Origin of the sequence: Dyadobacter psychrotolerans, assembly GCF_004349265.1 — a bacterium.
In the GTDB taxonomy this organism is placed as follows: Bacteria; Bacteroidota; Bacteroidia; order Cytophagales; family Spirosomataceae; genus Dyadobacter; species Dyadobacter psychrotolerans.
The window spans coordinates 233,940-257,638 of record NZ_SMFL01000007.1 but is presented as its reverse complement, the minus strand read 5'-3'; the positions used below and the strand labels follow the sequence as shown (position 1 = coordinate 257,638).

24 protein-coding genes are annotated in these 23,699 nt (G+C 41.3%); 15 read left to right on the top strand and 9 right to left on the bottom strand.

Annotated elements, in window-relative coordinates; genetic code table 11:
* Positions 1 to 21: 21 nt before the first annotated feature.
* Positions 22 to 1,134 (bottom strand): acyl-CoA dehydrogenase family protein, encoded by a 1,113-nt coding sequence (locus E0F88_RS20085; protein ID WP_374756321.1) that lies wholly within the window; start codon positions 1,132 to 1,134, stop codon positions 22 to 24.
* A 264-nt stretch (positions 1,135 to 1,398) separates the two neighbouring features.
* On the opposite strand from E0F88_RS20085, the gene E0F88_RS20080 reads away from it, so the two are divergent.
* Complete coding sequence (locus E0F88_RS20080; RefSeq protein WP_131960062.1) at positions 1,399 to 2,715, top strand: UDP-glucose dehydrogenase family protein; 1,317 nt, start codon at positions 1,399 to 1,401, stop codon at positions 2,713 to 2,715.
* A gap of 39 nt (positions 2,716 to 2,754) precedes the next feature.
* Positions 2,755 to 3,747 carry a UDP-glucuronic acid decarboxylase family protein gene (locus E0F88_RS20075; RefSeq protein ID WP_131960061.1) on the top strand — a complete coding sequence of 331 codons (993 nt, stop codon included), beginning with the start codon at positions 2,755 to 2,757 and terminating at the stop codon, positions 3,745 to 3,747.
* Between the two features lie 52 nt (positions 3,748 to 3,799).
* Here E0F88_RS20075 and E0F88_RS20070 read toward each other — a convergent pair whose 3' ends face one another.
* The 6 genes from E0F88_RS20070 to dusB form a co-directional block, all read right to left on the bottom strand.
* Positions 3,800 to 4,129: a type II toxin-antitoxin system RelE/ParE family toxin gene (locus tag E0F88_RS20070; protein ID WP_131960060.1), complete on the bottom strand. Its 330-nt coding sequence runs from the start codon at positions 4,127 to 4,129 to the stop codon at positions 3,800 to 3,802.
* On the bottom strand, positions 4,119 to 4,352 hold the full coding sequence (locus E0F88_RS20065; RefSeq protein ID WP_131960059.1) for a hypothetical protein: 234 nt from the start codon (positions 4,350 to 4,352) through the stop codon (positions 4,119 to 4,121). Before E0F88_RS20065 ends, E0F88_RS20070 begins: the two co-directional genes overlap by 11 nt.
* A gap of 66 nt (positions 4,353 to 4,418) precedes the next feature.
* On the bottom strand, positions 4,419 to 4,979 hold the full coding sequence (gene frr, locus E0F88_RS20060; protein WP_131960058.1) for a ribosome recycling factor: 561 nt from the start codon (positions 4,977 to 4,979) through the stop codon (positions 4,419 to 4,421).
* A 27-nt stretch (positions 4,980 to 5,006) separates the two neighbouring features.
* Positions 5,007 to 5,726, bottom strand: coding sequence for a UMP kinase (gene pyrH / locus E0F88_RS20055; protein WP_131960057.1), 720 nt, complete (start codon positions 5,724 to 5,726; stop codon positions 5,007 to 5,009).
* Between the two features lie 63 nt (positions 5,727 to 5,789).
* On the bottom strand, positions 5,790 to 6,308 hold the full coding sequence (locus E0F88_RS20050) for a biotin/lipoyl-containing protein (protein ID WP_131960056.1): 519 nt from the start codon (positions 6,306 to 6,308) through the stop codon (positions 5,790 to 5,792).
* On the bottom strand, positions 6,302 to 7,291 hold the full coding sequence (gene dusB / locus E0F88_RS20045) for a tRNA dihydrouridine synthase DusB (RefSeq protein ID WP_131960055.1): 990 nt from the start codon (positions 7,289 to 7,291) through the stop codon (positions 6,302 to 6,304). Before dusB ends, E0F88_RS20050 begins: the two co-directional genes overlap by 7 nt.
* 118 nt (positions 7,292 to 7,409) lie before the next feature.
* Between dusB and E0F88_RS20040 the strand changes: the two genes are divergently transcribed.
* The 4 genes from E0F88_RS20040 (at position 7,410) to E0F88_RS20025 (ending at position 10,341) form a co-directional block, all read left to right on the top strand.
* Positions 7,410 to 8,372, top strand: coding sequence for a CPBP family intramembrane glutamic endopeptidase (locus tag E0F88_RS20040; RefSeq protein WP_131960054.1), 963 nt, complete (start codon positions 7,410 to 7,412; stop codon positions 8,370 to 8,372).
* A gap of 26 nt (positions 8,373 to 8,398) precedes the next feature.
* Positions 8,399 to 8,617, top strand: a complete 219-nt coding sequence (locus E0F88_RS20035) for a putative signal transducing protein (protein WP_131960053.1) — start codon at positions 8,399 to 8,401, stop codon at positions 8,615 to 8,617.
* Positions 8,592 to 9,425, top strand: a complete 834-nt coding sequence (locus tag E0F88_RS20030; RefSeq protein ID WP_131960052.1) for a phosphatidate cytidylyltransferase — start codon at positions 8,592 to 8,594, stop codon at positions 9,423 to 9,425. Before E0F88_RS20035 ends, E0F88_RS20030 begins: the two co-directional genes overlap by 26 nt.
* Positions 9,426 to 9,594: 169 nt before the next feature.
* Positions 9,595 to 10,341: a carboxypeptidase-like regulatory domain-containing protein gene (locus E0F88_RS20025; protein WP_131960051.1), complete on the top strand. Its 747-nt coding sequence runs from the start codon at positions 9,595 to 9,597 to the stop codon at positions 10,339 to 10,341.
* Positions 10,342 to 10,352: 11 nt separating this feature from the next.
* On the opposite strand, the gene E0F88_RS20020 is transcribed toward E0F88_RS20025, so the two are convergent.
* A complete protein-coding gene (locus E0F88_RS20020) occupies positions 10,353 to 11,159 on the bottom strand; it encodes a UDP-2,3-diacylglucosamine diphosphatase (protein WP_131960050.1) in 807 nt (268 codons plus the stop codon).
* A 158-nt stretch (positions 11,160 to 11,317) separates the two neighbouring features.
* Between E0F88_RS20020 and E0F88_RS20015 the strand changes: the two genes are divergently transcribed.
* Positions 11,318 to 12,715 (top strand): OmpA family protein, encoded by a 1,398-nt coding sequence (locus tag E0F88_RS20015; RefSeq protein WP_131960049.1) that lies wholly within the window; start codon positions 11,318 to 11,320, stop codon positions 12,713 to 12,715.
* A gap of 179 nt (positions 12,716 to 12,894) precedes the next feature.
* Positions 12,895 to 13,635 (top strand): hypothetical protein, encoded by a 741-nt coding sequence (locus E0F88_RS20010; protein WP_229213840.1) that lies wholly within the window; start codon positions 12,895 to 12,897, stop codon positions 13,633 to 13,635.
* Positions 13,636 to 13,686: 51 nt separating this feature from the next.
* Here E0F88_RS20010 and E0F88_RS20005 read toward each other — a convergent pair whose 3' ends face one another.
* Positions 13,687 to 14,193 (bottom strand): DUF4494 domain-containing protein, encoded by a 507-nt coding sequence (locus E0F88_RS20005; RefSeq protein ID WP_131960048.1) that lies wholly within the window; start codon positions 14,191 to 14,193, stop codon positions 13,687 to 13,689.
* 267 nt (positions 14,194 to 14,460) lie between these two features.
* Between E0F88_RS20005 and E0F88_RS20000 the strand changes: the two genes are divergently transcribed.
* From E0F88_RS20000 to E0F88_RS19970, 7 genes are all read left to right on the top strand, one after another.
* Positions 14,461 to 15,111 (top strand): hypothetical protein, encoded by a 651-nt coding sequence (locus E0F88_RS20000; protein WP_131960047.1) that lies wholly within the window; start codon positions 14,461 to 14,463, stop codon positions 15,109 to 15,111.
* A 111-nt stretch (positions 15,112 to 15,222) separates the two neighbouring features.
* Positions 15,223 to 17,055, top strand: coding sequence for a hypothetical protein (locus E0F88_RS19995; RefSeq protein WP_229213839.1), 1,833 nt, complete (start codon positions 15,223 to 15,225; stop codon positions 17,053 to 17,055).
* A gap of 15 nt (positions 17,056 to 17,070) precedes the next feature.
* The gene (locus E0F88_RS19990) at positions 17,071 to 17,835 is read left to right on the top strand and encodes an exodeoxyribonuclease III (protein ID WP_131960046.1); all 765 of its coding nucleotides are present in this window, start codon (positions 17,071 to 17,073) and stop codon (positions 17,833 to 17,835) included.
* 77 nt (positions 17,836 to 17,912) lie between these two features.
* On the top strand, positions 17,913 to 18,506 hold the full coding sequence (locus E0F88_RS19985) for a pseudouridine synthase (protein ID WP_131960045.1): 594 nt from the start codon (positions 17,913 to 17,915) through the stop codon (positions 18,504 to 18,506).
* Positions 18,507 to 19,371: 865 nt separating this feature from the next.
* Complete coding sequence (mutS, locus tag E0F88_RS19980) at positions 19,372 to 22,020, top strand: DNA mismatch repair protein MutS (RefSeq protein ID WP_131960044.1); 2,649 nt, start codon at positions 19,372 to 19,374, stop codon at positions 22,018 to 22,020.
* An 88-nt stretch (positions 22,021 to 22,108) separates the two neighbouring features.
* The gene (locus E0F88_RS19975; protein ID WP_131960043.1) at positions 22,109 to 23,302 is read left to right on the top strand and encodes a nucleoside permease; all 1,194 of its coding nucleotides are present in this window, start codon (positions 22,109 to 22,111) and stop codon (positions 23,300 to 23,302) included.
* Complete coding sequence (locus tag E0F88_RS19970) at positions 23,299 to 23,667, top strand: DMT family protein (RefSeq protein WP_131960042.1); 369 nt, start codon at positions 23,299 to 23,301, stop codon at positions 23,665 to 23,667. Before E0F88_RS19975 ends, E0F88_RS19970 begins: the two co-directional genes overlap by 4 nt.
* Positions 23,668 to 23,699: the final 32 nt, after the last annotated feature.

Genomic DNA, 23,699 nt, shown 5'->3' with positions numbered 1-23,699 from the left:
TACATAATTGTGATGAATGGTTTAATCAGCGAGAATTTCCTTTGAAATAACCTTCTTTTGAATTTCGCTCGTTCCTTCACCGATCGTACAAAGTTTGCTGTCGCGGTAAAATTTTTCTACCGGATAATCCTTTGTAAAACCGTAACCACCAAAAATCTGCACGGCATCATTAGCGACTCTTACGGCCGTTTCGGAAGAATGATATTTTGCAACAGCACTTGGCAACGTCACTTTTTCACCTTGGTCTTTCAATTCCGCGGCATGAAAAGTCAGCAGAGAAGATGCCTGGATATCGGTGTACATATCGGCCAGTTTAAACTGAATAGCCTGAAATCCGGATATCGATTTACCAAATTGCTGCCTTTGTTTTGAATAAGCCAGAGCAGCTTCATAAGCTCCCTGGGCAGTACCTACACCGAGCGCTGCAATTGAAATACGCCCTCCGTCCAACACTTTTAATGATTGAATAAAGCCGTCCCCAACGTCACCCAGCCTCTGGCTGTCAGAAATGCGGCAATCCTGAAAAATAAGCTCGACGGTTTCGGAAGCTCTCATGCCCAGTTTATCTTCTTTTCTACCGCTGGTAAAACCTGCCGTTCCCTGTTCGATAATGAAGGCGGTAGCACCGTGTTTGTCGCCCGGCTGGCCTGTCCTTGTGATAAGCACAGTCACATCACCGCTTTTACCGTTGGTTATAAAATTTTTGGAACCATTAATAATCCAATCATCTCCTTCCTTCACAGCAACCGTTTGCATATTTCCAGCATCCGATCCCGTATTAGGTTCTGTTAATCCCCAGGCTCCCATCCACTCTCCGGACGCAAGTTTGGGTAAATAGTGTTTCTTCTGCTGCTCATTTCCAAACATCAGAATATGATTGGTACATAAAGAATTATGAGCCGCCATGGAAAGACCGATAGAAGGATCTACTTTCGAAAGTGCTACAATCGCCGTCACGTATTCTTTGTAACCCAGTCCTGATCCGCCAAATTCTTCCGGCACCAGCATGCCCATTAGGCCCAGTGCTCCCAATTGCTGAAATATTTCTTTTGGGCAATGTTGTTCGTCATCCCACTTTCTGATAAAGGGCCGGATATTCTGTTCGGCAAAATCCCGTACCGTTTCCCGGATCATCTGACAGGTTTCTTCCCTGTGGCTTTCGGTTATATTTGATTCTGTTGCTTGCATATATGTTGATGATGAAATTTGTATAATTCAATAATAAGAAGAAATAGATACATTCCGGGTACTATTCACAAACAAATCAAAAATAGAGCAGGAAGGATTCGTTTAAAAAAATTACTTTTGCGAAAGACTTAATATACGCAGCTTGGTTTAGTCCAATTATACCCTGCTGCTAATTAGTTTCATCACAGCTATATAGTTTAAATTACATTTATGAAAATTGCAGTAGTAGGTACAGGTTATGTTGGTCTTGTTACCGGAACTTGTTTTGCTGAAACAGGCAACCAGGTTATTTGTGTCGATATAGACGTAAATAAAATCGAACGTCTTCAAAAAGGAGATATTCCAATTTACGAACCGGGTCTTGATGTTTTGTTTGATCGGAATGTTGCCGAAGGTCGTCTACAATTTACGACAGATCTTAAAGAAGGGATCAAAGAAGCGCAGGTTATTTTTCTTGCATTGCCCACTCCTCCGGGAGAAGATGGCTCTGCCGATTTGAAATATATTTTAAAAGTAGCGGATGATCTGGGGCATATTCTGGATCATTACGCAGTAGTAATCGATAAAAGTACGGTACCTGTTGGTACAGCGGAAAAGGTTACAGCCGCGATTGCGAAAAATGCAAAAGTAGAGTTTGACGTTGTTTCAAACCCGGAATTCCTACGGGAAGGTGTAGCCGTTGAAGATTTCATGAAGCCTGATAGAGTTGTTGTAGGAACAACTTCCGAAAGGGCAAAAAAAGTGATGGAGAAACTTTATGCTCCGCTTGTTCGTCAGGGAAACCCGGTTATCTTTATGGATGAGCGCTCTGCAGAGATGACAAAATATGCGGCAAACTCATTCCTGGCGATGAAGATCACCTTTATGAATGAAATTGCCAATCTTTGTGAAAAGGTTGGAGCCAATGTGGATGACATACGCCGCGGCATCGGAACCGACAGCCGGATTGGGAAACGTTTTCTCTTTGCGGGAATTGGTTATGGCGGAAGTTGCTTTCCAAAAGATGTGCAGGCATTGGCCAAAACATCGCAGGACTTTGATTACGATTTCCGGATTCTTAAATCTGTAATGGAAGTGAATGATGATCAGAAGAAAAAACTTTTACCGATGGTAAACAGCTATTTCAACGGTGATCTAAAAGGCAAAACGATTGCGGTATGGGGACTTGCATTTAAACCCTACACCGATGACATTCGCGAAGCTCCGGCTTTGGAAAATATTCAAGTTTTACTTGAAGCAGGTGTGAAGGTCACTGCTTACGATCCGGAAGCAATGAATAATGTAAAGGGTATTTTGGGAGATAAAGTGACTTTTTGCCATACACCTTATGCTGCTTTAGATGATGCGGACGCATTGATGATCTTTACAGAATGGCCTCAGTTCAGAACACCGGAATTTGAAAAAATGAGCAAACTTCTGAAAAACAAAGTCGTTTTTGACGGAAGGAATTTATACGAATTGGAACAAATGCGTGAAATGGGATATACCTATTACAGCATCGGAAGAGAAAAGGTAGTACCAGCCTGACATTTATAAAATAGTTTTTATCTAATCATCTCACTGTTAATGAAACGTGTCTTAATAACCGGAGCAGCAGGTTTTTTGGGTTCGCACCTTTGTGAACGATTCTTAAAAGAGGGTATGTATGTAATCGGGATGGATAACCTGATTACCGGCGACATGCGCAATATTGAGCACCTGATGCCGAATCCCAATTTCGAGTTTAACCACCACGATGTTACAAAATTTGTACACGTGCCGGGTGAGCTTGATTACATCCTTCATTTCGCATCACCGGCCAGTCCGATCGACTATCTGAAAATCCCAATCCAGACTCTTAAAGTGGGTGCGATGGGAACGCATAATCTTTTGGGACTTGCACTTGCGAAAAAGGCCCGTTTCATTATTGCTTCTACTTCCGAAGTTTATGGAGATCCTTTGGTTCATCCGCAAACTGAGGAGTATTGGGGACACGTGAATCCAATTGGGCCACGCGGCTGCTATGACGAAGCAAAACGATATCAGGAAGCGATCACGATGGCTTACCACCGTTATCATGATGTAGAAACCCGTATCGTACGGATATTCAATACTTATGGACCTAGAATGCGCCTCAATGACGGACGGGTACTTCCTGCTTTCATCGGACAGGCGTTGCGCGGTGAAGACATTACCATTTTCGGTGACGGTTCACAAACACGTGCGTTCTGTTACGTAGATGATCTGGTTGAAGGTATTTACCGGTTGTTGCTAAGTGATTATTCACTCCCTGTGAACATTGGTAATCCTGCTGAAATCACGATTAAAGAATTTGCAGAAGAAATTATTGCCCTGACCGGAACAGATCAGAAAGTTGTTTACAAAGATCTTCCTCAGGATGATCCTAAACAACGCCAGCCGGATATCACCAAAGCCAGAGAAATTCTCGGCTGGGAACCGAAAGTTACACGTGAAGAAGGTTTGCGCATCACTTACGACTACTTCCGCAATCTGCCGGAAGAAAGATTGTACGAAGAATCAAATCACCGCGGTTTCGAAGGTTTTAGTGCAGGCAAATAATAGCTGACTTATAAAAAAATCCCACCGAAAGTGGGATTTTTTTATAAAAACTTCACAGGATATTTTCATCCAAAAGCCGTTCCAACTCTTTATCTTCAATATTTTCCTGTTCCGACTTATCATAAATAGATAGAAGAATTACCGATTCTTTTAGCGCCACAACACAAGTTATCACTCTTGCTCCACCACTTTTACCCTTTCCCTTACTTCTGATCGCTAACCGAATTTTGTAGCATTCTTTTCCAATGGGTGTTCCCAAAGTTGGATTCTCGGAAAGGCTTTCTCCTAACAGAAAAACTTCTTGTTTCAGAGAAGCATATTTCTTAGACAGCTTTTTTAATTGCTTAGCAAAATTCGAAGAAGTTATGACCTCAAAGCTCATCTAAGACTTCTTTTAACGTACGGGTTTTTAACGTCCCATTTTGAAGAGCTATATAATCTTCCTTTAACCGACTCAGTATTTGCTCCTTTGTAGGCTCGTCATCTTCTTCCGTTTGCAGCATGTTGGCAAGAGCCAGTCTGTCTTTGGCTGGTAACTGCTCACGAATAATTTGCGCCAATTGGCTTAAACTTACCTTAGTGTCAAAATGAAGTGTCGTTTCCATGATATTTAATATTTGCTTTAAATGAAATTAGCGTATTTCAAAGCACAACAAACTTCATGCGGCTTTCTAAACCTCCATGATCTCTTTTTCCTTGGCAGTGTAAATTTGCTCAACTTTTGAAACAAATCCATCCGTCAGTTTTTGAACACGGTCTTCACTTACTTTAACTAAATCCTCTGCAACACCTTCCTTGGTTAACTTACGAAGTGAATTGTTTGCATCCTGACGAATATTACGGATATTAATTTTTGCCGTTTCAATTTCGTTTTTAGCTCTTTTGGCCAGTTCACGACGACGTTCTTCATTAAGAGGCGGAACCGATATACGGATCATTTCTCCGTCATTGGAAGGAGAAAAACCAAGATTCCCGTTACGGATTGCCTTTTCGATATCGTTGATGATTTTTTTCTCAAAAGGCCGTATTGCAATCGTCCTGGCATCAGGCGTATTAATTGTTGCGACGTTTTGAATAGGCGTCATTGAGCCATAATATTCAATCTGAAGACCTTCCAGCATCTGTGGTGATGCTTTTCCGGCACGTATTTTACCCAATTCAATAATAAGGTGTTTAATCGCGCCTTCCATCGTTTCCTTGGCGTCGTCCAGATATAATTCTATTTCTTCCATGATTTAATGTAAGCTATTTTAATTCTGTTAATTCGATATCAAGGTACCCACTTCCTCGCCCATAACCAGATCAAACAAATTCCCCGGTTTGTTCATGTCAAAAACGATGATCGGCACATTGTTTTCCTTGCAAAGTGTGAAAGCCGTTAAATCCATGATCTTAAGATTTTTGGATAAAGCTTCGTCAAAAGTCAGCTGGGTGTATTTGGTAGCCAAAGGATCTTTTTCCGGATCAGCCGTATAAACACCGTCAACGCGTGTTCCTTTCAAAACCACCTCTGACTCTGACTCAATTGCCCGAAGCCCGGCCGTGGTATCAGTCGTGAAATACGGATTTCCGGTTCCTGCACCGAAAATAACTACGCGCCCTTTTTCCAAATGGCGAATTGCTCTGCGGCGAATTAACGGCTCACAAACCTGCTCCATTTTAATGGCTGACATCAGCCGTGTATTCAAATTGTGTTTTTCCAGAGAACTTTGAATCGCCATGCCGTTAATAACCGTAGCAAGCATGCCCATGTGGTCGCCCTGTACGCGGTCTATGCCGGATTTTTCCACAGATGCACCGCGAAATATGTTTCCGCCGCCAATCACAATCGCAATCTGAACACCGACTTCAGCAATTTTTTTGATTTCTTTGGCATAATTATCGAGAATATTAAAATCGATAACCTGTCCTTTGTCTCCTCCGTTAAGTGCTTCTCCGCTGAGTTTGAGAAGTATGCGTTTGTATTTTGGTTCAGGCATGGTTGTGATGTAGGTGATTTTGATCGCAAAAATACATGTTGGGAGATTAGATAAACAAGTTATTTAATGAAACTCTAACATAACCTGGTTTTTTTCAACCGTATCTCCGGAGTTAATTTTAAGTGATTTGACAATTCCGTCTCCGGAAGCCTTAATAATATTTTCCATTTTCATCGCAACCAGCACCAGCAAAGTATCCCCTTTGTTGACATGATCACCCTCAGAAACAGCTATGGACTGTATTAATCCCGGCATAGGCGCTTTCACGTGATTTATCTTCTGCACGGCCTTAGCTTCCAGACCCATACCTTCCAAAAGCAGGTCAAACTGATCTTTAACGGATGTTTTGACCAACAGGCCGTTGATCAGAAGCTGGAAGGTTTTTTCCTGATGATTTGACTGGATAACTTCAACATTATACGATTTATTAGCCCAGATCACATGATAATGGTTTTCAGAAAGACGAACGACATCTCCGTCAAACAATGTATTATCAATTGTCCAGCTTTCCTGCTGCTGCTCCAGTTCGAACGAAGCTCCGGGTTGATCTGCAATTTCGTTTTCAACTGTAACTTTTAACATACAGGCTCGCTAAACTCATGGACAACCTCATTCAGAATTCCATCCAGCTCTTCAAACGACATTCCCTCAACCAGACGCATCCTGAAAGGTTTGAAGTTTTCAAGCCCGCGAAAGTAATTGGTGTAATGTCTTCTCATTTCAAACACACCGGCAACCGGACCTTTCCAGCGGATAGAAAATTCGAGATGTCGCCTGCAAACTTCTACACGTTCTGCCAAAGTCGGAGGGGTTAACTTCTCCCCTGTTTTCATATAATGTTTTATCTCATTAAAAATCCAGGGATTCCCAATCGTTGCCCGTCCGATCATGATACCGTCCACGCCGAACCTGTCGCGATATTCTACTGCCTTTTCGGGTGTGTCCACATCGCCGTTTCCAAAGATCGGAATCGTAATTCGCGGGTTATCTTTTATTTTGGCGATCAGTGTCCAGTCCGCCGAACCCTTATACATCTGCACCCGGGTCCTTCCGTGTACCGATAATGCCTGAATTCCAATGTCCTGCAAGCGCTCAGCAACCTCCTGCACATTTTTGGTACTCTCGTCCCAGCCAAGGCGGGTTTTTACTGTAACCGGTAAATGTGTGGATTTCACAACTGCCTCAGTCATTTTTACCATTTTTGGGATATCCTGCAGCAAAGCTGCTCCCGCACCGCGGCAAGCCACGTTTTTCACAGGGCAGCCATAATTGATATCTATCAGGTCCGGATTGACTTTTGATGCAATTTCAGAACATGACCCCATCGTTTCAATATCACTTCCAAAAAGCTGAATACCAACAGGCCTTTCATATTCAAAAATGTCCAGCTTTTGCACACTTTTTGCCGCGTCACGAATCAGTCCTTCTGACGAAATAAATTCCGTATACATCAGATCCGCCCCGTTTTCCTTACAAACCGCACGAAATGGCGGATCGCTTACATCCTCCATGGGAGCAAGCAACAAAGGAAAATCACCCAATTCTATATTTCCGATTTTTACCATTTATTCCTTTTTTACATACTGCTTGCATGATTTTTACAGACAATTAATCAGTCCAATATTTCTGCCGGCAGTTTATTCTGTATTTAAATTGACAATAAACTGTAAATTTACACCAATTATGCAAAAAAGTAATCTGAATTTAGTCGATTCACGTGTACCTGGCACCTGGGGTAGTTTATTGGTTCTGATCGGATTCGTGCTGATTGGCATGGCAATCGGGAATGTTTTGGCACTTATCATTTTGGCAATATACCTGTCCGCCGATTTTGGTAGCGTGGCAACAATATTAAATCAACTCATTACCGAACCTGAGCAGGTTAAAAACGGATGGTACGCCATGATGATGTTACAGGGAACCGTTCACTTCTTTTCGTATCTTTTCCCCTCTATTCTTTACTGGTATTTCATTGAAAGAAAAACCTTAAAGGATTTCGTATTTAAAACTAAACCTGATCCTAAAATCTGGCTGCTGGCATTTGTACTGGTACTGGCTTTTATACCGCTTAACAGTAAATTTATTGAGTGGAACGCCGCTATGTCTTTCCCGGATGCCTTATCCGGACTGGAAATCTGGATGAAAGAAAAAGAGGAACAGCTGGCTGTACTTACAAAGTTTCTTACGACCTACGATCGTTTTAGTCAGCTACTCATTGCGTTATTTGTGGTGGTACTTCTGCCGGCTTGGGGAGAAGAAACATTGTTTCGCGGTATCATTCAGCGAAAACTAGGCCAGCAGTGGGGAAATGTGCATATTGCAATCTGGGTTTCTGCTGCCATATTCAGCGCCATTCATTTTCAGTTTTACGGTTTTTTACCAAGAATGCTCCTTGGCGCAGTCTTTGGTTACCTTTACTATTGGACGGGAAGTTTGTGGATTGCCGTTTTTGCACATTTTATTAACAATGGTTTTGTGCTGGTGATGGTTTATTTATATAACATCAGAGTTCTGAATCTGAATATCGAAGAAACCAAAACGATGCCCTGGTTAAGTGTCATTTCTTCGTTGGTTCTAACGGCGGTGATTCTTTTTACAATCAGAAAAGACAGCCTTGGACAAAAGATATTAGTTAAAAAAAGTTAAAAGAAATAAATAATTGACATCAAATTATGGAAGAAAGTTGGGCGAAAGCATTTCAAAGTGAACAAATGATACAGGCTGAACTTGCCCGTGAAGTTCTGGATCAAAGTGGAATTGCAGCGGTAATTGTAAACAAAAAGGATAGCAGTTATCCGATATTTGGCATGTGCGAGGTACATGTTTTGGCAAGTGATTTGGCTCAGGCTCAAACTATTTTAGCAGATGCAGAAGCGTTTAGACAATCTTAATAATTTACAACAACGCACCATAACAGCTCTTGCGGGCGTATTTGTCATCATTGGATGTATTGTTTACAGTGACTGGACCTGCCTGCTTCTGTTTTGTACAATAAGTGCCCTTACCCAGCTCGAATTCTATAAACTTTTAGGATTGGATGGTAATCAGCCGCTTACATATTATGGCACCTTCTGCGGCACAGTTATGATGCTCCTTGCGTATCTGATTGAAATGGAAAAGGTAGCATTTGAAAATTACTTCATTATCAGCCCTTTGCTGTCAATGATCTTTTTTATCAAATTATATAAAAAGAATGACCTGAAACCTTTTACAAATATTGGATTCACTTTTCTTGGGATCATATATGTTGCGCTTCCTTTTTCCCTAATTGTCGTAATGGCCATGCGGGGTGGAAGTTACAATTACGAGATTGTCTTGGGAAGCCTTCTATTACTGTGGGCATCGGATATCGGCGGTTATTTTGCAGGAACAAAATTTGGGAAACGAAAGCTTTTTGAAAGGATTTCTCCAAAAAAATCCTGGGAAGGCGCCATGGGCGGAGCGGCTTTTGCAGCTTTGATCGCTTTTGTATTAGGACAATATTTCCTTACATTCGAACCCTGGAAGTGGTATTGCATTGGAGCCATCATTGTTGTCGTTGGCACTTACGGAGATTTGGTAGAATCTTTATTTAAACGAAGCATTGCCATAAAAGACTCCGGCAGCAGCATTCCCGGTCACGGGGGATTTCTTGACCGTTTTGATGGATTGCTGCTTTCAGCACCATTTATAATAACTTTTTTGAAGTTATTTTCCTGAGAAACAGTCTTATATTAACAACCAGGCAATGCCTGAAACTATAGGTCGTTCTTATTCAGGAATGGTTTTTTAGATTTTTTTACTGTTGCTGAATACGACAGCTGATAATTCAAAGTAATAAGTCCTAATAGCGGCCGGGGTACTGGTCTTTTGTAACAATCCGGAACGAATGAAAAGGAATTTTTTTATAATCATATTGATACTGGCGGGAGTCATTTGCGGCCAGGATATTTTTGCTCAGGGACAACAGAAGGCCATTATTTTTAGCGGTATGGTCGTTGCAGGAAAAACCAGTGACCGTCTGCCTGGAGCCTATATTTTTATTCCTAAAGCGGGAATGGGAACTCTGGTCAAAAGTGATGGAACTTTCGACATTCCTGTTCTTCCGGGTGACAGCATCGTTTTTAGCTATGTAGGTTATAAGAACCAATATCATGTTATTCCTCGGAGATATAATGCCGGTACTTACTCCGCCATTGTTGCCATGCAGGAAGATGTGACACTGCTTTCTGAGGTTAAAATTTACCCTTACGCAACTGAAGAAGAATTTAAAAAGGCTTTCCTGGCGCTCAAATTGCCAGATCAGGCAGACCGTGATGCTTTAGCAAAAAGTACAGATATTGATTATATCAACAGAATGGCTGCAACCATGCCTAATAATGCGCAAACCAACTTCCGCTATACGATGGACCAGCAAATTTTTGGTCGTGAGGCTGCGGGGAATAAAAACTTCGCCACCAGCTTTCCTTTCCTGAATCCTTTTGCCTGGAGCCGGTTTATTAAATCAGTTAAAAATGGTGATCTTAAGCAAAAAGATTACCGCAAGGACTTAGGAAATACGCCCCGCGAAAATATTACACAGCAGGATTTTATTCCTTTTACGGATCCGGATAAGGACACTAAAAAGCAAAACTGATTTATCAGAGTTTATATTCTGGCAAATCTCTCAACCAGTAGCTCTGCACCGTTAAAACGTGCGTAGGTGTGCTGTGTAACCCATTCTCCAAGATTTATGTAACGGCTATTTTCGCTTACTTTCAGATCGAGAGTCAGGTGTCTGTGGCCAAAAATGTAGTAATCAAAGTGCTCAGATGATTCAACTTCTTTGCAGTATTGAAGCAGCCATTCGCGTTCTTCGCCCATAAAGCGCTCTTCTCCTTTATTGACATTGGCAAGCCTGCTTCGCTTAGACCATTCCTTCGCTATCCAGATTCCAACATCCGGATGCACCAAACGGAAAATCAGCTGAAAAAAAGAATTTTCAAAAACTTTTTTTAAAATTTTATAAACCCTGTCACCAGGCCCGAGACCGTCACCATGGCCAACCAGTATTTTTTTTGTTAATCCCTGATGATTTATAAATTCAAAGTGAACAGGATTTCGGTAAACGGAAGCTCCTATTTCCTCCGTCAGATAACCTGACATCCACATGTCATGATTTCCAGTAAAAATTACCAGCTCTACTCCTCTGTCGGACAACTGCGCCAGTTTACCAAGGATCCTGACGAATCCCTTCGGTACCGCGTGATTGTACTCAAACCAAAAATCAAATATATCACCCACCAGGAAAATCACCTGAGCGTCGTGTTCAATAGATTCCAGCCATTTTACAATGAGTTTTTCACGCTCCTGGCTTTTGGTCAACGTAGGAACTCCTAAATGATAATCAGAAGAAAAATAGGCCTTTAGCCCTTCCTTTAATTCAATTGACCTTTTTTCAAACTTAAAATTCATGCTCTGTTTCAAAATGCATGGCAATTTACAATCTTCCTGTTAAATACACTGGTGATTACAGCGAATATGGCTTTACCGTTAAATCAATTCACCTGGACTTCCGTCAGGATTTTTTGTAGGTTTAACGCCATTTCATTGGATAAATAACCTGCTACGTCATGTCAAAAAATAAGAAAACAGCTCTTTTGGCTTTTGTCATTTTTTCTTCCTGTGCATCTTATGCACAGATAAGAATCAACGATCCCGGGAGAGTAGTAGAACGCCAGGCAGAAAACCGGGCGAACCGCAAAGTGGACCAGGCTGTGGATAAAGGATTTGACAAGGTCGAAGAAGGAATCGGAAATTTGTTTAAGAAAAAAGAAAAAAAGCCAAAAGAAGAAACAGCCGGCAAAACACAAAAAGAATCCCAGCCTGTTGAAAGCAGCAATGAAAATAATACTTCACAAACTAATTCCGTTGACCCGACAAATGAAGAATCTACAGGTGGTAAGACTGGAAAGCCATCCTTGAAATCATACAGCAAATTTGACTTTATTCCAGGAGAAAAAATTGTTGCCGTAGAAGATTTCTCACAAGACGCAGTAGGTGATTTTCCTTCAAAATGGAATACAAATTCCTCGGGGGAAATTGTAACGATCGAGGGAACGGAAGGTAAATGGCTGTTGCTTGGCCCGTCTGGTGTCTTTTATCCTGAATTTGTCAGCAAACTTCCGGAAAACTTCACTTTCGAATTTAACCTTGCTACTACATCCGGATTTAGCTACTATTCCGGATTTCTCCGTACCATCTTTGCACAGGTAACCAACGCCGGAAAAGACTTTGTGAGCTGGCAATGGTATGACGGCAACAAATTCAAAGGGTTGGAAGTGGGTTTGCATCCAAAAGACGCAGGCGGTGTACAGGGCATGTCGGCCTTCAATGTGTTCGCAGAAACTCCCGGTCAGTCGATGATGAAAAACGAAAAAAGTTTTCCTGCGTTTCATGTACCGGAACATAACGTTGTTAAGGTTTCTATTTGGCGGCAAAAAACACGATTAAGACTTTATGTGGATGACTACAAAGTTTGGGATCTGCCAAGGGCTTTCAATCCCGAAACGAGTTACAACTTTATTGGATTTTCAACTCACACCTATCATGATGAGGCAGATAAATATTTTGTTTCAAATCTCCGTCTTGCCGTTGGTGCTCCGGATACACGCAGCAAACTGATTACAGAAGGCAAATTTTCTACTACCGGAATTTTGTTCGATGTCAATTCTGCAAACATCAAACCTGAGTCCTACGGGGTTCTGAAAGAGATTGCCTCTGTACTGACCGAAAACGCTGCTGTTAGAGTACAAATTATCGGACATACAGACGCGGATGGCGACGATGCGGCAAACCTAACTCTTTCTAAAAAACGGTCTGAATCTGTTAAAGAAGCTCTTTTCAAAGATTTCGGGATAGTCAAGACCCGGCTGGAAACAGATGGTAAAGGAGAAGGAGTTCCGGCAGCGCCCAATACAACGGCCGAAGGTAAAGCCAGCAACAGAAGGGTTGAGTTTGTGAAGATTTAGGTTTGGGGTTTGGGGTAAAATCTGTTTTTATAATTTCAAGTCTCTTTTTTTGTCAAATTAAATTATCAGAACACAAATTGATCGTCTGTCCGGACATTGGTTTGTGTTTTTATTTTGTCGTAAACGGTTAGTAAGTTTGGCACCTGTTAACCTCAGCATGCATCGATTCAACTAACAAAATGAAACTCAAAAAATTTAGCTGCCTGTTAATCTTCGCTGTTTTCGTTCAGTCAGGACTGGCGGTTGCACAGGTCGCAAAAAAGCTGATCGCAGACAAGCAAAGGTCGATTCAATGGAAACCCGAAAAAGGACAGTATTATTTTAGTCACTCCATGGTTCTGAATTATGAAAATAAAACAGAAAAAACGAAAGGGGCGATCAAAATATATCTGGATCCGATCAGTGGTGCTATGTGTTTTAGAAAGGAAAGCAGTTTTGGTCAGTCTGGTGAAGCCTATGATTTTATTCTTGCCTTTTCAGATGGACGTTTTATCCATTGTGGTACGGATGAAAATGGAAAGAAAATAAGGACGACCGAGAAGGTTACCGACGTAAAACCTGACGCAGAAACACAAAATCAGCAAAAAGAAAATTTTGAAACCTATTGTAGTCCAACCGGTAACAAAAGAACTGATGCCGGATTTGAAAGTGTAGAATACATACTGTCCTACGCGACTTCTGAAAACAAGGACAAACTCTGGCTTACGACTGTACCATTTAATGTAAATCCGCTGTACGGCTTTGAGCTCATTGAGGTTGCTGCCAGCCTGCCTGTTTCGCTTGATTATCTTTATTTGCTTGGCCTTAATCAATTGATCAGTGAACTGGACTCCAAGGATTTGAAATTAAAACTGACAGGTATCAACGCAGATCCTTTTTTGGCTTTGACGAGAAATTATCAGGAAGTAAAAATGGATTAAAACTGAAATCATCCGCGCAAGCGCATTACGCCCATACGCGGATGATCTTTTTTAAATGCTTTCAGCTGCTTCACGTTCTGCCATTACTTCTGACAATGGACGCATATTTGCAGGAATTTCAACTTCTTCCTCCTCTGCTGTATATGGGAAAACATCCAGGATTGGGGTCAGGTTAATATCAGTCGTTTCATACGGAATCAACATCGTACGCAGACTTTCCGTAATTCTTTCCAATGCCTGATCAATACCATCTGCATTCACAAGCATGTAGTTTACCACTTTCTTTTCCTTCCCGCTTTTTTCGTCAACCGAAAAATAAATCACTTTACATTTAAACCATTTTTCACCTTCTTCATAGGCAAAAAGATCGGCCAAACGCATCCGTGATATTGCCGTAACGCTAAAATCACTAGCTCCGGTTACAATTTGTTTGTATAATCTAGCCTCAGATTCTGTATATGAAATGGCATCAACAAGATAAACTTCATTGAATGTTTTAAGGCTGCCGGCCTCGTCTTCTTTTTGGTAACGTATTTTCCCTAAATACCAGCTTGCCATAAATTGTGTGATTTTAAAACCTGAAACAAAGGCTGCAAAGGTATGTGCTAGCCGGAAACCAAGCAAGGGTAGTTGTGTTAAAAAAGTTAGTTTCAAATCCGCACGAAACAGTGACCGATACAAGGTCCGCCGTCAAAATTCTAAACCAAACTTGCACCATGTATCATCCAAAACAAAGAGCTGAAAAATATTCCGGCTAAAATAATGAAGCAGCGCTATTCGCGTTCTGATACCATCTGTTTAACTTTGAACAAATAATCCCTGATAATGAGAAAACAATTTTTTTTGGCTGTAATCCTATTTACAACAGTTATAGCTGCTTCCGCAGTGCTTATCAGCTGCGGCGTAGGCAAACAGGTTTCCGCGGCAAAGACATTTGCTGAATGCAAATATGATCTCGCATCGATTGACAGTGTGTATATTGCCGGAATAGACATCCGTGAATTTAAAAATATCCGCAGTTTCAATGACCTTGACCTTGCAAGATATCCCGGTGTTGCCATTGCCCTGCTGAGAAAAAATGTTCCGCTGGATCTTCGGGTAAATCTGGACATTACCAACCCAACCAGAAACCGTGCTGCAATTAATCAGCTGGAATACAAGGTTTTGCTTACCAAAAGTGAAATTTTTAGCGGATTTCTTAACCAGCTTATCGAAGTATTGCCCGGAACAGCCAGCACCCGTGTTCCTATTAAACTAAACGCGAATATTTATCAGCTGATAAATAACAATGAAACGCGTGACGAGTTTATAAACATGATCATGTCTTTAACCGGTAAATCAACCTCAAAACCTACTAAATTTACGGTTAAGGTAAAACCTACACTTGATTTGGCAGGAAAGCAGGTAAATTATCCAGGCTATATTACCTTTGAAAAAGAGATTACCAGCAGTATGATCACAGGAATTGTAAAATAGTAGAGAAGACTTATCACAGCATTTTCAAAAATGTTGTGATAAGTCTTCTCTATCCACAAATATTATTTCCGGTTTTTTGAAAAAGAAGCCGGACCATTTAAACTCATCGATTTGGATAACGTTCTTCTTCATAATCCTTATTTATTCGAATATTTTGGGTTGATATCAATCCTGCTTGTTCTTTTTGGCGTAACCTTTTTGTTAAAAAAAACGGAGGTGATCAGGCCGGCAATCGGTTTGGGGCTTATCCTTACCCCGATTATCTACTTTTATCTGATCTTAGAGGCACACACGCTCAACATTCCCTTTACAGACGACTACAATCTTTTAGAAACAATTGCCAATTTCAGAAAGGAAACTGATTTTGTAAAATCAATCGAAATCCTTTTTGAACAGGTAAATCAGCATCGTTTTGCTTTTGAGCGCATAGTGATGCTCATTATGGTGTTTATTACGGGCACGATTAATATCAAATTACAGATCTTTCTGGGTAATTTGTTTATGCTCGGCATCCTATACCTGTTTTTCGCAACCTTCAAAAAAGAGCAGATTTCCTGGTATTATTTTATCCCGGTTCCTTATATTCTTTTCAATCTCGTTTATTATGAAAACGCGTTCTGGGGAATTGCTGCCATTCAAAATACACCGCTCATATTTTTCGCTTTTTTGTCTGCCTATGGGCTAAGCAGGCAGGATCGCAAAGGCTGGATTATTGGTCTTTTGGCTGCCATTACCGTCACCTTTGTCAGCGGAAGCGGAATGCTGGCGTGGATCATAGGAGTAATAATTCTGTTTTTACAAAAAGAATACAGACTGCTTTTTCAGTGGCTGGCATTCGCTGCTGGTATCATTGCATTCTATTTCCTATTCGATTATTATTTCATCCCGACCAACGGCGAAAAACCCTGGAAACATCCGATTTTTAACACCATTTACGTTCTTGGTTTTTTTGGAAACGGAATGTACCTGGATATTCCCCACCCTTCTGCTACCTCGTTTTATAAGGACATGATTCTTTGTGTCTTGCTTGGGGCAATGATCAGCGTTGTATTTTTTGTCTGGTTTCTGCGGATCATTATCCTGCCAAAGCTACAATGGACTTACTGGTATTTGCTGGGAGCGTTTATGTTTGTCATGGGTACGGGCTGCATGTTCGTGGTCAGCCGGCCGCTCAGTAACTATCTGATGTTTGGCGGAAGCATTTTTTCCAGACGTTACATGATTTTTGGCGTCGTCATCATAGCAACCATGTATGTTGCCATGATTATTCTTGCCAAAACATTTAAAACAGCACGTATATCAATTGCCTTTATCGGCATGATGTTTTTTCTGGTAATGAACGGCCTGAGTTATTTCATGTCACTTCCTCAAATGCGGAAGCAGTACGAAGAACTTTCACTGGATGGATTTTACTACAAGAATTTTGCTACTTTTCTTACAACAGGTATTCATTTCGGTGATATACCTTTCTGGAACCATCCTACGCGGATGAAAGAATTGGTGACTCTGGTTGAGAAGAACGGTCTCAGCAATTTGTACGAATCTGATCTTTTTCCACCGCATCAGCAGGTTTTAAAACAGACAGAAAACCGACGTGAAAAGTATAAGGGTAAAGTGGATGTTCAAATTGAATTTCGTGAAAATGAACAGGTAATTCCGCCAAAATCGATCCATTTTCTGGCCGGAGAACAAAATGGCGTTAAACCGTCATACTTTGTTCTGGTGTCAGAAAAATATACGCTTCTCTTACCCGCACTTCCAAAGCCAAATTCGTTTTCAGCTTTTGTAAAAACAAAAAACTACTACGATCGCTTATATCAATATACACTTTTCCGCACCAAACTTCCGGCTGGCAAATATGAACTTTGGATGATGTCAGAAAAAGGTGAAAATTCTGGTCAGTGGGAATCTAAATTTACCGGTAAAAAAATATTTTTATACTGATCATCATTCTGTTTCATGCAAATTCTTACCTATAATTTAAACGGTATCCGCGCCGCAATCCGTAACGGTTTGCTGGAATGGCTCAGTGATAAAGACTTTGACGTTCTCTGTTTTCAGGAAGTAAAAGCAACACCTGATGTTGTGGATCTTTCAGGCTTTGAACAACTTGGTTACGAACTGATAGGCTGGCATGCGGCTGAGAAAAAAGGATACAGCGGCGTGGCAATCTTTTCGAAAATTAAACCGGATTTTGTTTCAATTGGCGCCAATCTCCCTGTTTACGATATCGAAGGCCGAATCCTTCGTGCAGACTTTGGTGATATTACTTTACTGAACTGCTACTTTCCTTCCGGCACCAGCGGAGAAATTCGCCAGGGTGTAAAAATGAGTTTTTTGGCAGATTTTTATCAATGGGTTAATGAGTTACGTAAAGAGCGTCCCAACCTGATTATCTGCGGTGATTATAACATTGCACATACTGAAAACGACATTCATGATCCGGTCAGAAACAAAAAGTCTTCCGGTTTTCTGCCTGAGGAAAGAGCATGGATGACCCAATGGTTTGGCAACGGTTATACGGATGCATTCCGGTTTAAAAACCCTGATTTGAAAGAATACTCCTGGTGGACTTACCGCTCCGGCGCACGTGCCAACAATAAAGGCTGGCGTATCGATTATATTTCCGTTGCCGATACCATCAAAGACCGCATCGTGGCAAGCAGGCAATATAATGATGCCGTGCACTCTGATCATTGCCCGGTTTGGCTGGAGATAGAATAACTTACTATGTTTCTTTCCGATTGTATATCCTGATCAAATTAACACACGGCTGTTGAAAAGCCATTACTCTTATTAACTTGTTTCGGTACTTCCTCATTTACAAACCATTTGGCATGCTTTCGCAATTTACACGCGAAGGCGATCATGCAACACTTGCCGACCTTGATTTCGAATTTCCCAAAGATGTTTATCCCGTGGGCAGACTGGATGCCGATAGCGAAGGTCTTCTGCTGCTTACCAATGATAATTTTTTAAAAACAAAACTGCTCGAACCGCGGAACAAACATAAGAGAACCTATTATGTTCAGGTTGAAGGTTCAATTACCAGCGAAGCATGTAAGGAATTGGCCTCTGGTGTGAATATTTCCATCAACGGTAAAACTTACCGTACACTTCCTGCACAGGCGGTTCCACTTGATGAGCCGGCACTTCCAGAAAGAAATCCGCCAATTCGTTTCCGAAAAAATATTCCCACTTCCTGGGTTGCCATTATTTTGCATGAAGGAAAAAACCGGCAGGTTAGAAAAATGACAGCTGCCGTAAATTTCCCTACATTAAGGCTCGCCAGATGGGCAATTGGCGATATCTCACTTGCCAATTATCCGGAACAAAATCAGCCCGGTTCTGTATGGGAAATTAAGGGAGAGGAAGTTAAACGTCTTTATCAGTAGTTTCAGGAACAGCACTCATGTAAGGCAAAACTTATGGTCCTTTCCATAACCATTTATGGCGATTATGAGTTGGGGTAGCTTTGATCCGCATGATTTTGGATTTTGGGCTTCTATTTTATTGTCAATATTCGTAGGAGTAACCGGAGATATTATCCTGGTAAAACTCAACAAAAAGTCTAATATTTCATCTAAATAAATTATTTTATGTAAGGTTCTATTTAAATTTTTGATAGAACCTTACATAAAATAAAATTCCAACATATCTGAGCCACTTCTTACCGGCTGGTTACATATATAAATTATTCTGATTTCATTTCCTGTATCATATCCTTTTCTACTAAGTTTACGATCACATACAAATTGTAATTCATTCTATCCGATCTTAGCCTGCACTCGATATCGGATATTGCTCTACACCTGACCAATCCTCTTGTTAGGGTCCTCAACATCATCAGGTTCGAAACTTCTTAATGTTAATCAACTCTTTAACGTTTGGTTACTGCAAAGCTGGTACGATCTCCACTCTTCTCAATTCCCAAACACGCTCTTAATCAGTCCACCGTGTTGATTAAGGCAATAGTCCCATCCTTAAAGGCTTCTCGTCCAGGCTTTGTCAAACATTGTATCTGTATATTAATGGCCGATGCTGTCTTCAAATTGAAAAAGACATCCGTATAGTGAAACCTGTCTATGTCCATATAGACTACCCTATGTATTACGCACACCTTACGAAAACATTCCGGCAACCTTGACAAACCGGATAGAAGGGTTAATTTTGTAACTGACCTGTTTCAATTTTTGATTCAGTCCCACCGTATCACAGCTTTATCTTGTTGTGGCACAGTAACCTTTAACTTAAAAATACTTGGCAAAGGAACGTAAGGAAACCCCGCTTAACAAACAATATAATCAGATTAAGGCCAAGTATCCCGGTGCGCTGCTGCTATTTCGCGTTGGCGATTTCTACGAAACATTTGGCGAAGATGCCATACGCGCCTCCAAGATTCTCGGAATTGTACTTACCCGGCGTAACAATGGCGGATCACATGAAGAGCTTGCCGGATTTCCACACCATTCCCTTGATAATTATCTCCCAAAACTGGTTCGTGCCGGAGAGCGTGTAGCGATTTGCGACCAGCTTGAAGATCCGGCTACTGCCAAAGGAATTGTTAAACGTGGTGTTACAGAACTGGTTACGCCCGGTGTTTCTCTGAACGACAATGTGCTTGACGTTAGAAGAAATAATTATCTGGCAGCGGTTCATGTTGGTGATGACGACGTTTATGGCGTTGCCTTTTTGGATATTTCTACCGGTGAGTTTATGACTTCACAGGGCAATGCCGCTTATGTGGATAAAATGCTGCAGGGTTTTAGTCCGGCAGAGGTACTTTTTTGTAAAAAACATAAACAGGAATTTAATCAGCTATTTGGCGGAAAATATCACACTTTTCAGCTGGAAGACTGGTGCTTTGGATATGACTATGGATATGATCAGCTGATCACACATTTTCAGACAGCGACATTAAAAGGTTTTGGAATTGAAAACCTGCCGATGGGCATCATCGCTGCCGGTGTTATCCTGCATTACCTGCGTGAAACAGAACACAAGGAAGTTAGTCACATCAGTCGTGTAACCCGTCTGGAAGAAGAAAAATATGTTTGGCTTGACCGGTTTACAGTAAGAAATCTCGAACTGGTATTTCCTCAGCAGGAAGGCGGCGTACCTCTGATACAGATTCTGGATCAGACTGTTACGCCTATGGGTGCCCGGCTACTAAGAAAATGGGTTGTTTTACCCTTAAAAGAAAAACTACCAATCGAAGAGCGGCTGAACACGGTTGAACATTATCTTAATCACGAAGATTTCCATGATGCCGTCACCCAATATCTGAAACACATCGGAGATCTGGAACGGTTGATTTCCAAGGTTGCAGTCAGAAGAATAAATCCACGTGAGCTTGTTCAGCTAAAAAAATCGCTGAAACAAATCGGACCAATTAAAGAGTTATTGGCAGGACTTGTTCAGGAAGAAAAAAAAGTAAAAGCAGGAAAAACGTCAGGTTCGGCCTATGCTGTTCTCAACAAATATGCTGATCAGCTAAATCCATGCAGTTTCCTAATTGACGAAATTGAAACCAAATTACGTGACGATGCGCCGGTTCTTTCCAACCAGGGACGTATGATCAAAAGCGGAGTAGATTCTGATCTTGACGAATTGCATGCAATTTCTTACGAGGGAAAAGACTATTTACTAAAATTACAGAACAGGGAAATTGAACGCACCGGAATCGGGTCCTTAAAGATTGCCTATAACCGTGTTTTTGGTTACTACCTGGAAGTAACCCATGCACATCAGAACAAGGTTCCGGCAGATTGGATCCGGAAACAAACACTGGTGAACGCCGAGCGTTACATAACGCCTGAGTTAAAAGAATACGAGGAAAAAATCCTGAATGCGGAAGATAAAATCTCAACGATCGAATTCCGCATTTTCAGTGAATTGATGCTAACTGCGGCGGAGTATGTGGGAACAATACAGCAGAATGCCCTTGTTATTTCTACTCTGGATGCGCTTGGTTCATTTGCCACAATCGCCCGGAAAAACAATTATGTAAAACCGGTCATTACCGAAGGCAAAGAGCTGGATATTAAAGATGGCCGCCATGCTGTAATAGAACAGCAGTTACCGCTGGGTGAAACCTATGTACCCAATGATCTTTATCTTGACGATACCACACAACAGATCATTATCATAACCGGACCCAACATGGCAGGTAAGTCGGCTCTGCTGCGGCAGACAGCGCTGATTGTGCTCATGGCGCAGATGGGAAGTTATGTTCCTGCCAAGGCGGCATCGATAGGACTGGTCGACAAGATTTTCACACGGGTTGGAGCGAGCGATAATTTAAGCCGTGGAGAAAGTACTTTCATGGTAGAAATGACGGAAACGGCGAGCATTCTTAATAACCTGAGCGACCGAAGCCTGGTTTTGATGGATGAAATTGGCCGTGGAACAAGTACTTATGATGGCGTTTCCATAGCATGGGCAATTACGGAATATCTTCACAGCCAGCCTGAATATCGACCGAAAACCTTGTTTGCCACGCATTATCATGAATTAAATCAGCTGGCAGACGACTTTCCCCGCATCAAAAACTTCAATGTTGCCGTAAAGGAGGTTGACAACAAAGTTATTTTTCTCCGTAAGCTTAAACCCGGTGGAAGCGCACACAGCTTTGGTATTCATGTTGCACAGATTGCCGGGATGCCGCAGCCTATCGTTTTGCGTGCAAGTGAAATCATGCACCATCTGGAAAAAGACCATGTAACGGAAGCGCACAAAAAACGTGTAAAAGAAATTCCGAAAAACAACTTCCAGCTCAGCATCTTCGAACCCGCTGATCCGAGACTTGAAGAATTGAAGGAAAAACTGACCCTCGTGGATGTAAATACACTTTCTCCGATAGAAGCCCTTTTGAAATTGAATGAATTTCAGAAAATTATTAAGAAATAGAAGAAAGAATTAAGATCAGGAAAAGAAGGAGTGCTCAATCCAAAATACGGAGTAAATTAGATTTTTTTTATTAACCTATTCCCATTAAATGAAGAATACGACACGTTTTCAATTAATGGCCATGATGTTTCTCCTGTATTTTATTTGGGGATCCTGGTATGGCCAGATGAGTAAATATATGTTTACCACGCTTGGAGCAACCGGAGCTCAGGTTGGTAATGCATATGCAGCTTTTTCGATTGCGATGATCATCGCACCATTTTTCGTAGGGATGATTGCCGACCGTTATTTCGCAGCACAAAAAGTGCTGGGCGTATTTAGTCTTGTAGGTGCTGCCTTGCTTTATGTTATAACAGGTGTAACTGATCCTGATACTTTCTTTTGGGTGATACTGGCCTATTGTATCACTTTTGCTCCCACAATGGCTCTCACCACATCTATTGCCATGCAACATGTGAAAGATTCGGAAAAAGACTTCCCGCCAATTCGTGTAATGGGCACAGTGGCGTGGATTGTGGTTTCAAACATTATTGGATATTATGGGTTTGGTGACAGTGTGACAATTTTCAGGCTATCCATGTTCGCAGCTGCCATTCTGGGGGTATATTCATTCTTTTTACCAAGCACGCCACCAAAACCGAGTACAAGCACTTCATTTTCAGATATTCTGGGACTAGATGCATTTAAATTATTTAAAGACAGGTCTTTTGCTATTTTCTTTTTCTCCTCCTTATTGATCTGCATTCCTTTGTCATTTTACTACGCTATGGCAAATCCGTCACTGACAGATGCCGGCATGACAAACGTTGAAAATAAAATGTCACTGGGCCAAGCCTCGGAATTCGTTTTTATGTTACTTATTCCGTTTGCATTCAGGCGATTTGGCGTAAAATGGATATTAATCGTTGGCCTGATTGCATGGATCATACGTTTTATGGCTTTTGGTTACGGAACTATAGAAAACGAATGGCTGCTTTACATCGCTATCATCCTGCACGGTGTGTGTTATGATTTCTTCTTTGTAACAGGCCAGATTTACACAGATAGCAAAGCAGGAGAAAAATACCGTTCATCTGCACAGGGTTTAATAACACTGGCCACACTTGGTATTGGGCAGGGAATAGGTTCCTGGATCGCAGGTATGGTTGCTGATATGAATACCGTCAACGGTGTAAAAAACTGGACAGCCATCTGGATGGTTCCGGCAGGGATCGCAGCAGTAGTACTTATTTTGTTTGTGCTTTTCTTTAAAGATAATAAAGTAAGAGCTACCGCAGAATGAAATCACTTTGGACCATTGGTCTGCTAATCCTTTCAAATGCCTTTATGACATTGGCATGGTATGGTCATTTAAAGTTTAAGGAGCTTGCCTGGTTTAGTAAATTAGGATTGTTTTCCATCATTCTGATCAGCTGGGGAATTGCTCTTTTTGAGTACTGTTTCCAGGTTCCGGCCAACAGAATTGGCTTTAATGAAAATGGCGGTCCATTCTCTCTCGTGCAGTTGAAAGTAATCCAGGAAGTAATTACGCTGGTAATTTTCACTTTGTTTACCTTATTGTTTTTTAAAACAGAAACATTCAGGTTGAATCATTTAATCGGTTTTGTCTTTCTGGTATTGGCAGTGTATTTTATCTTTAAGAAGTAAACAAGGTTTTCTCATAACTAAAAGAGGTTCTG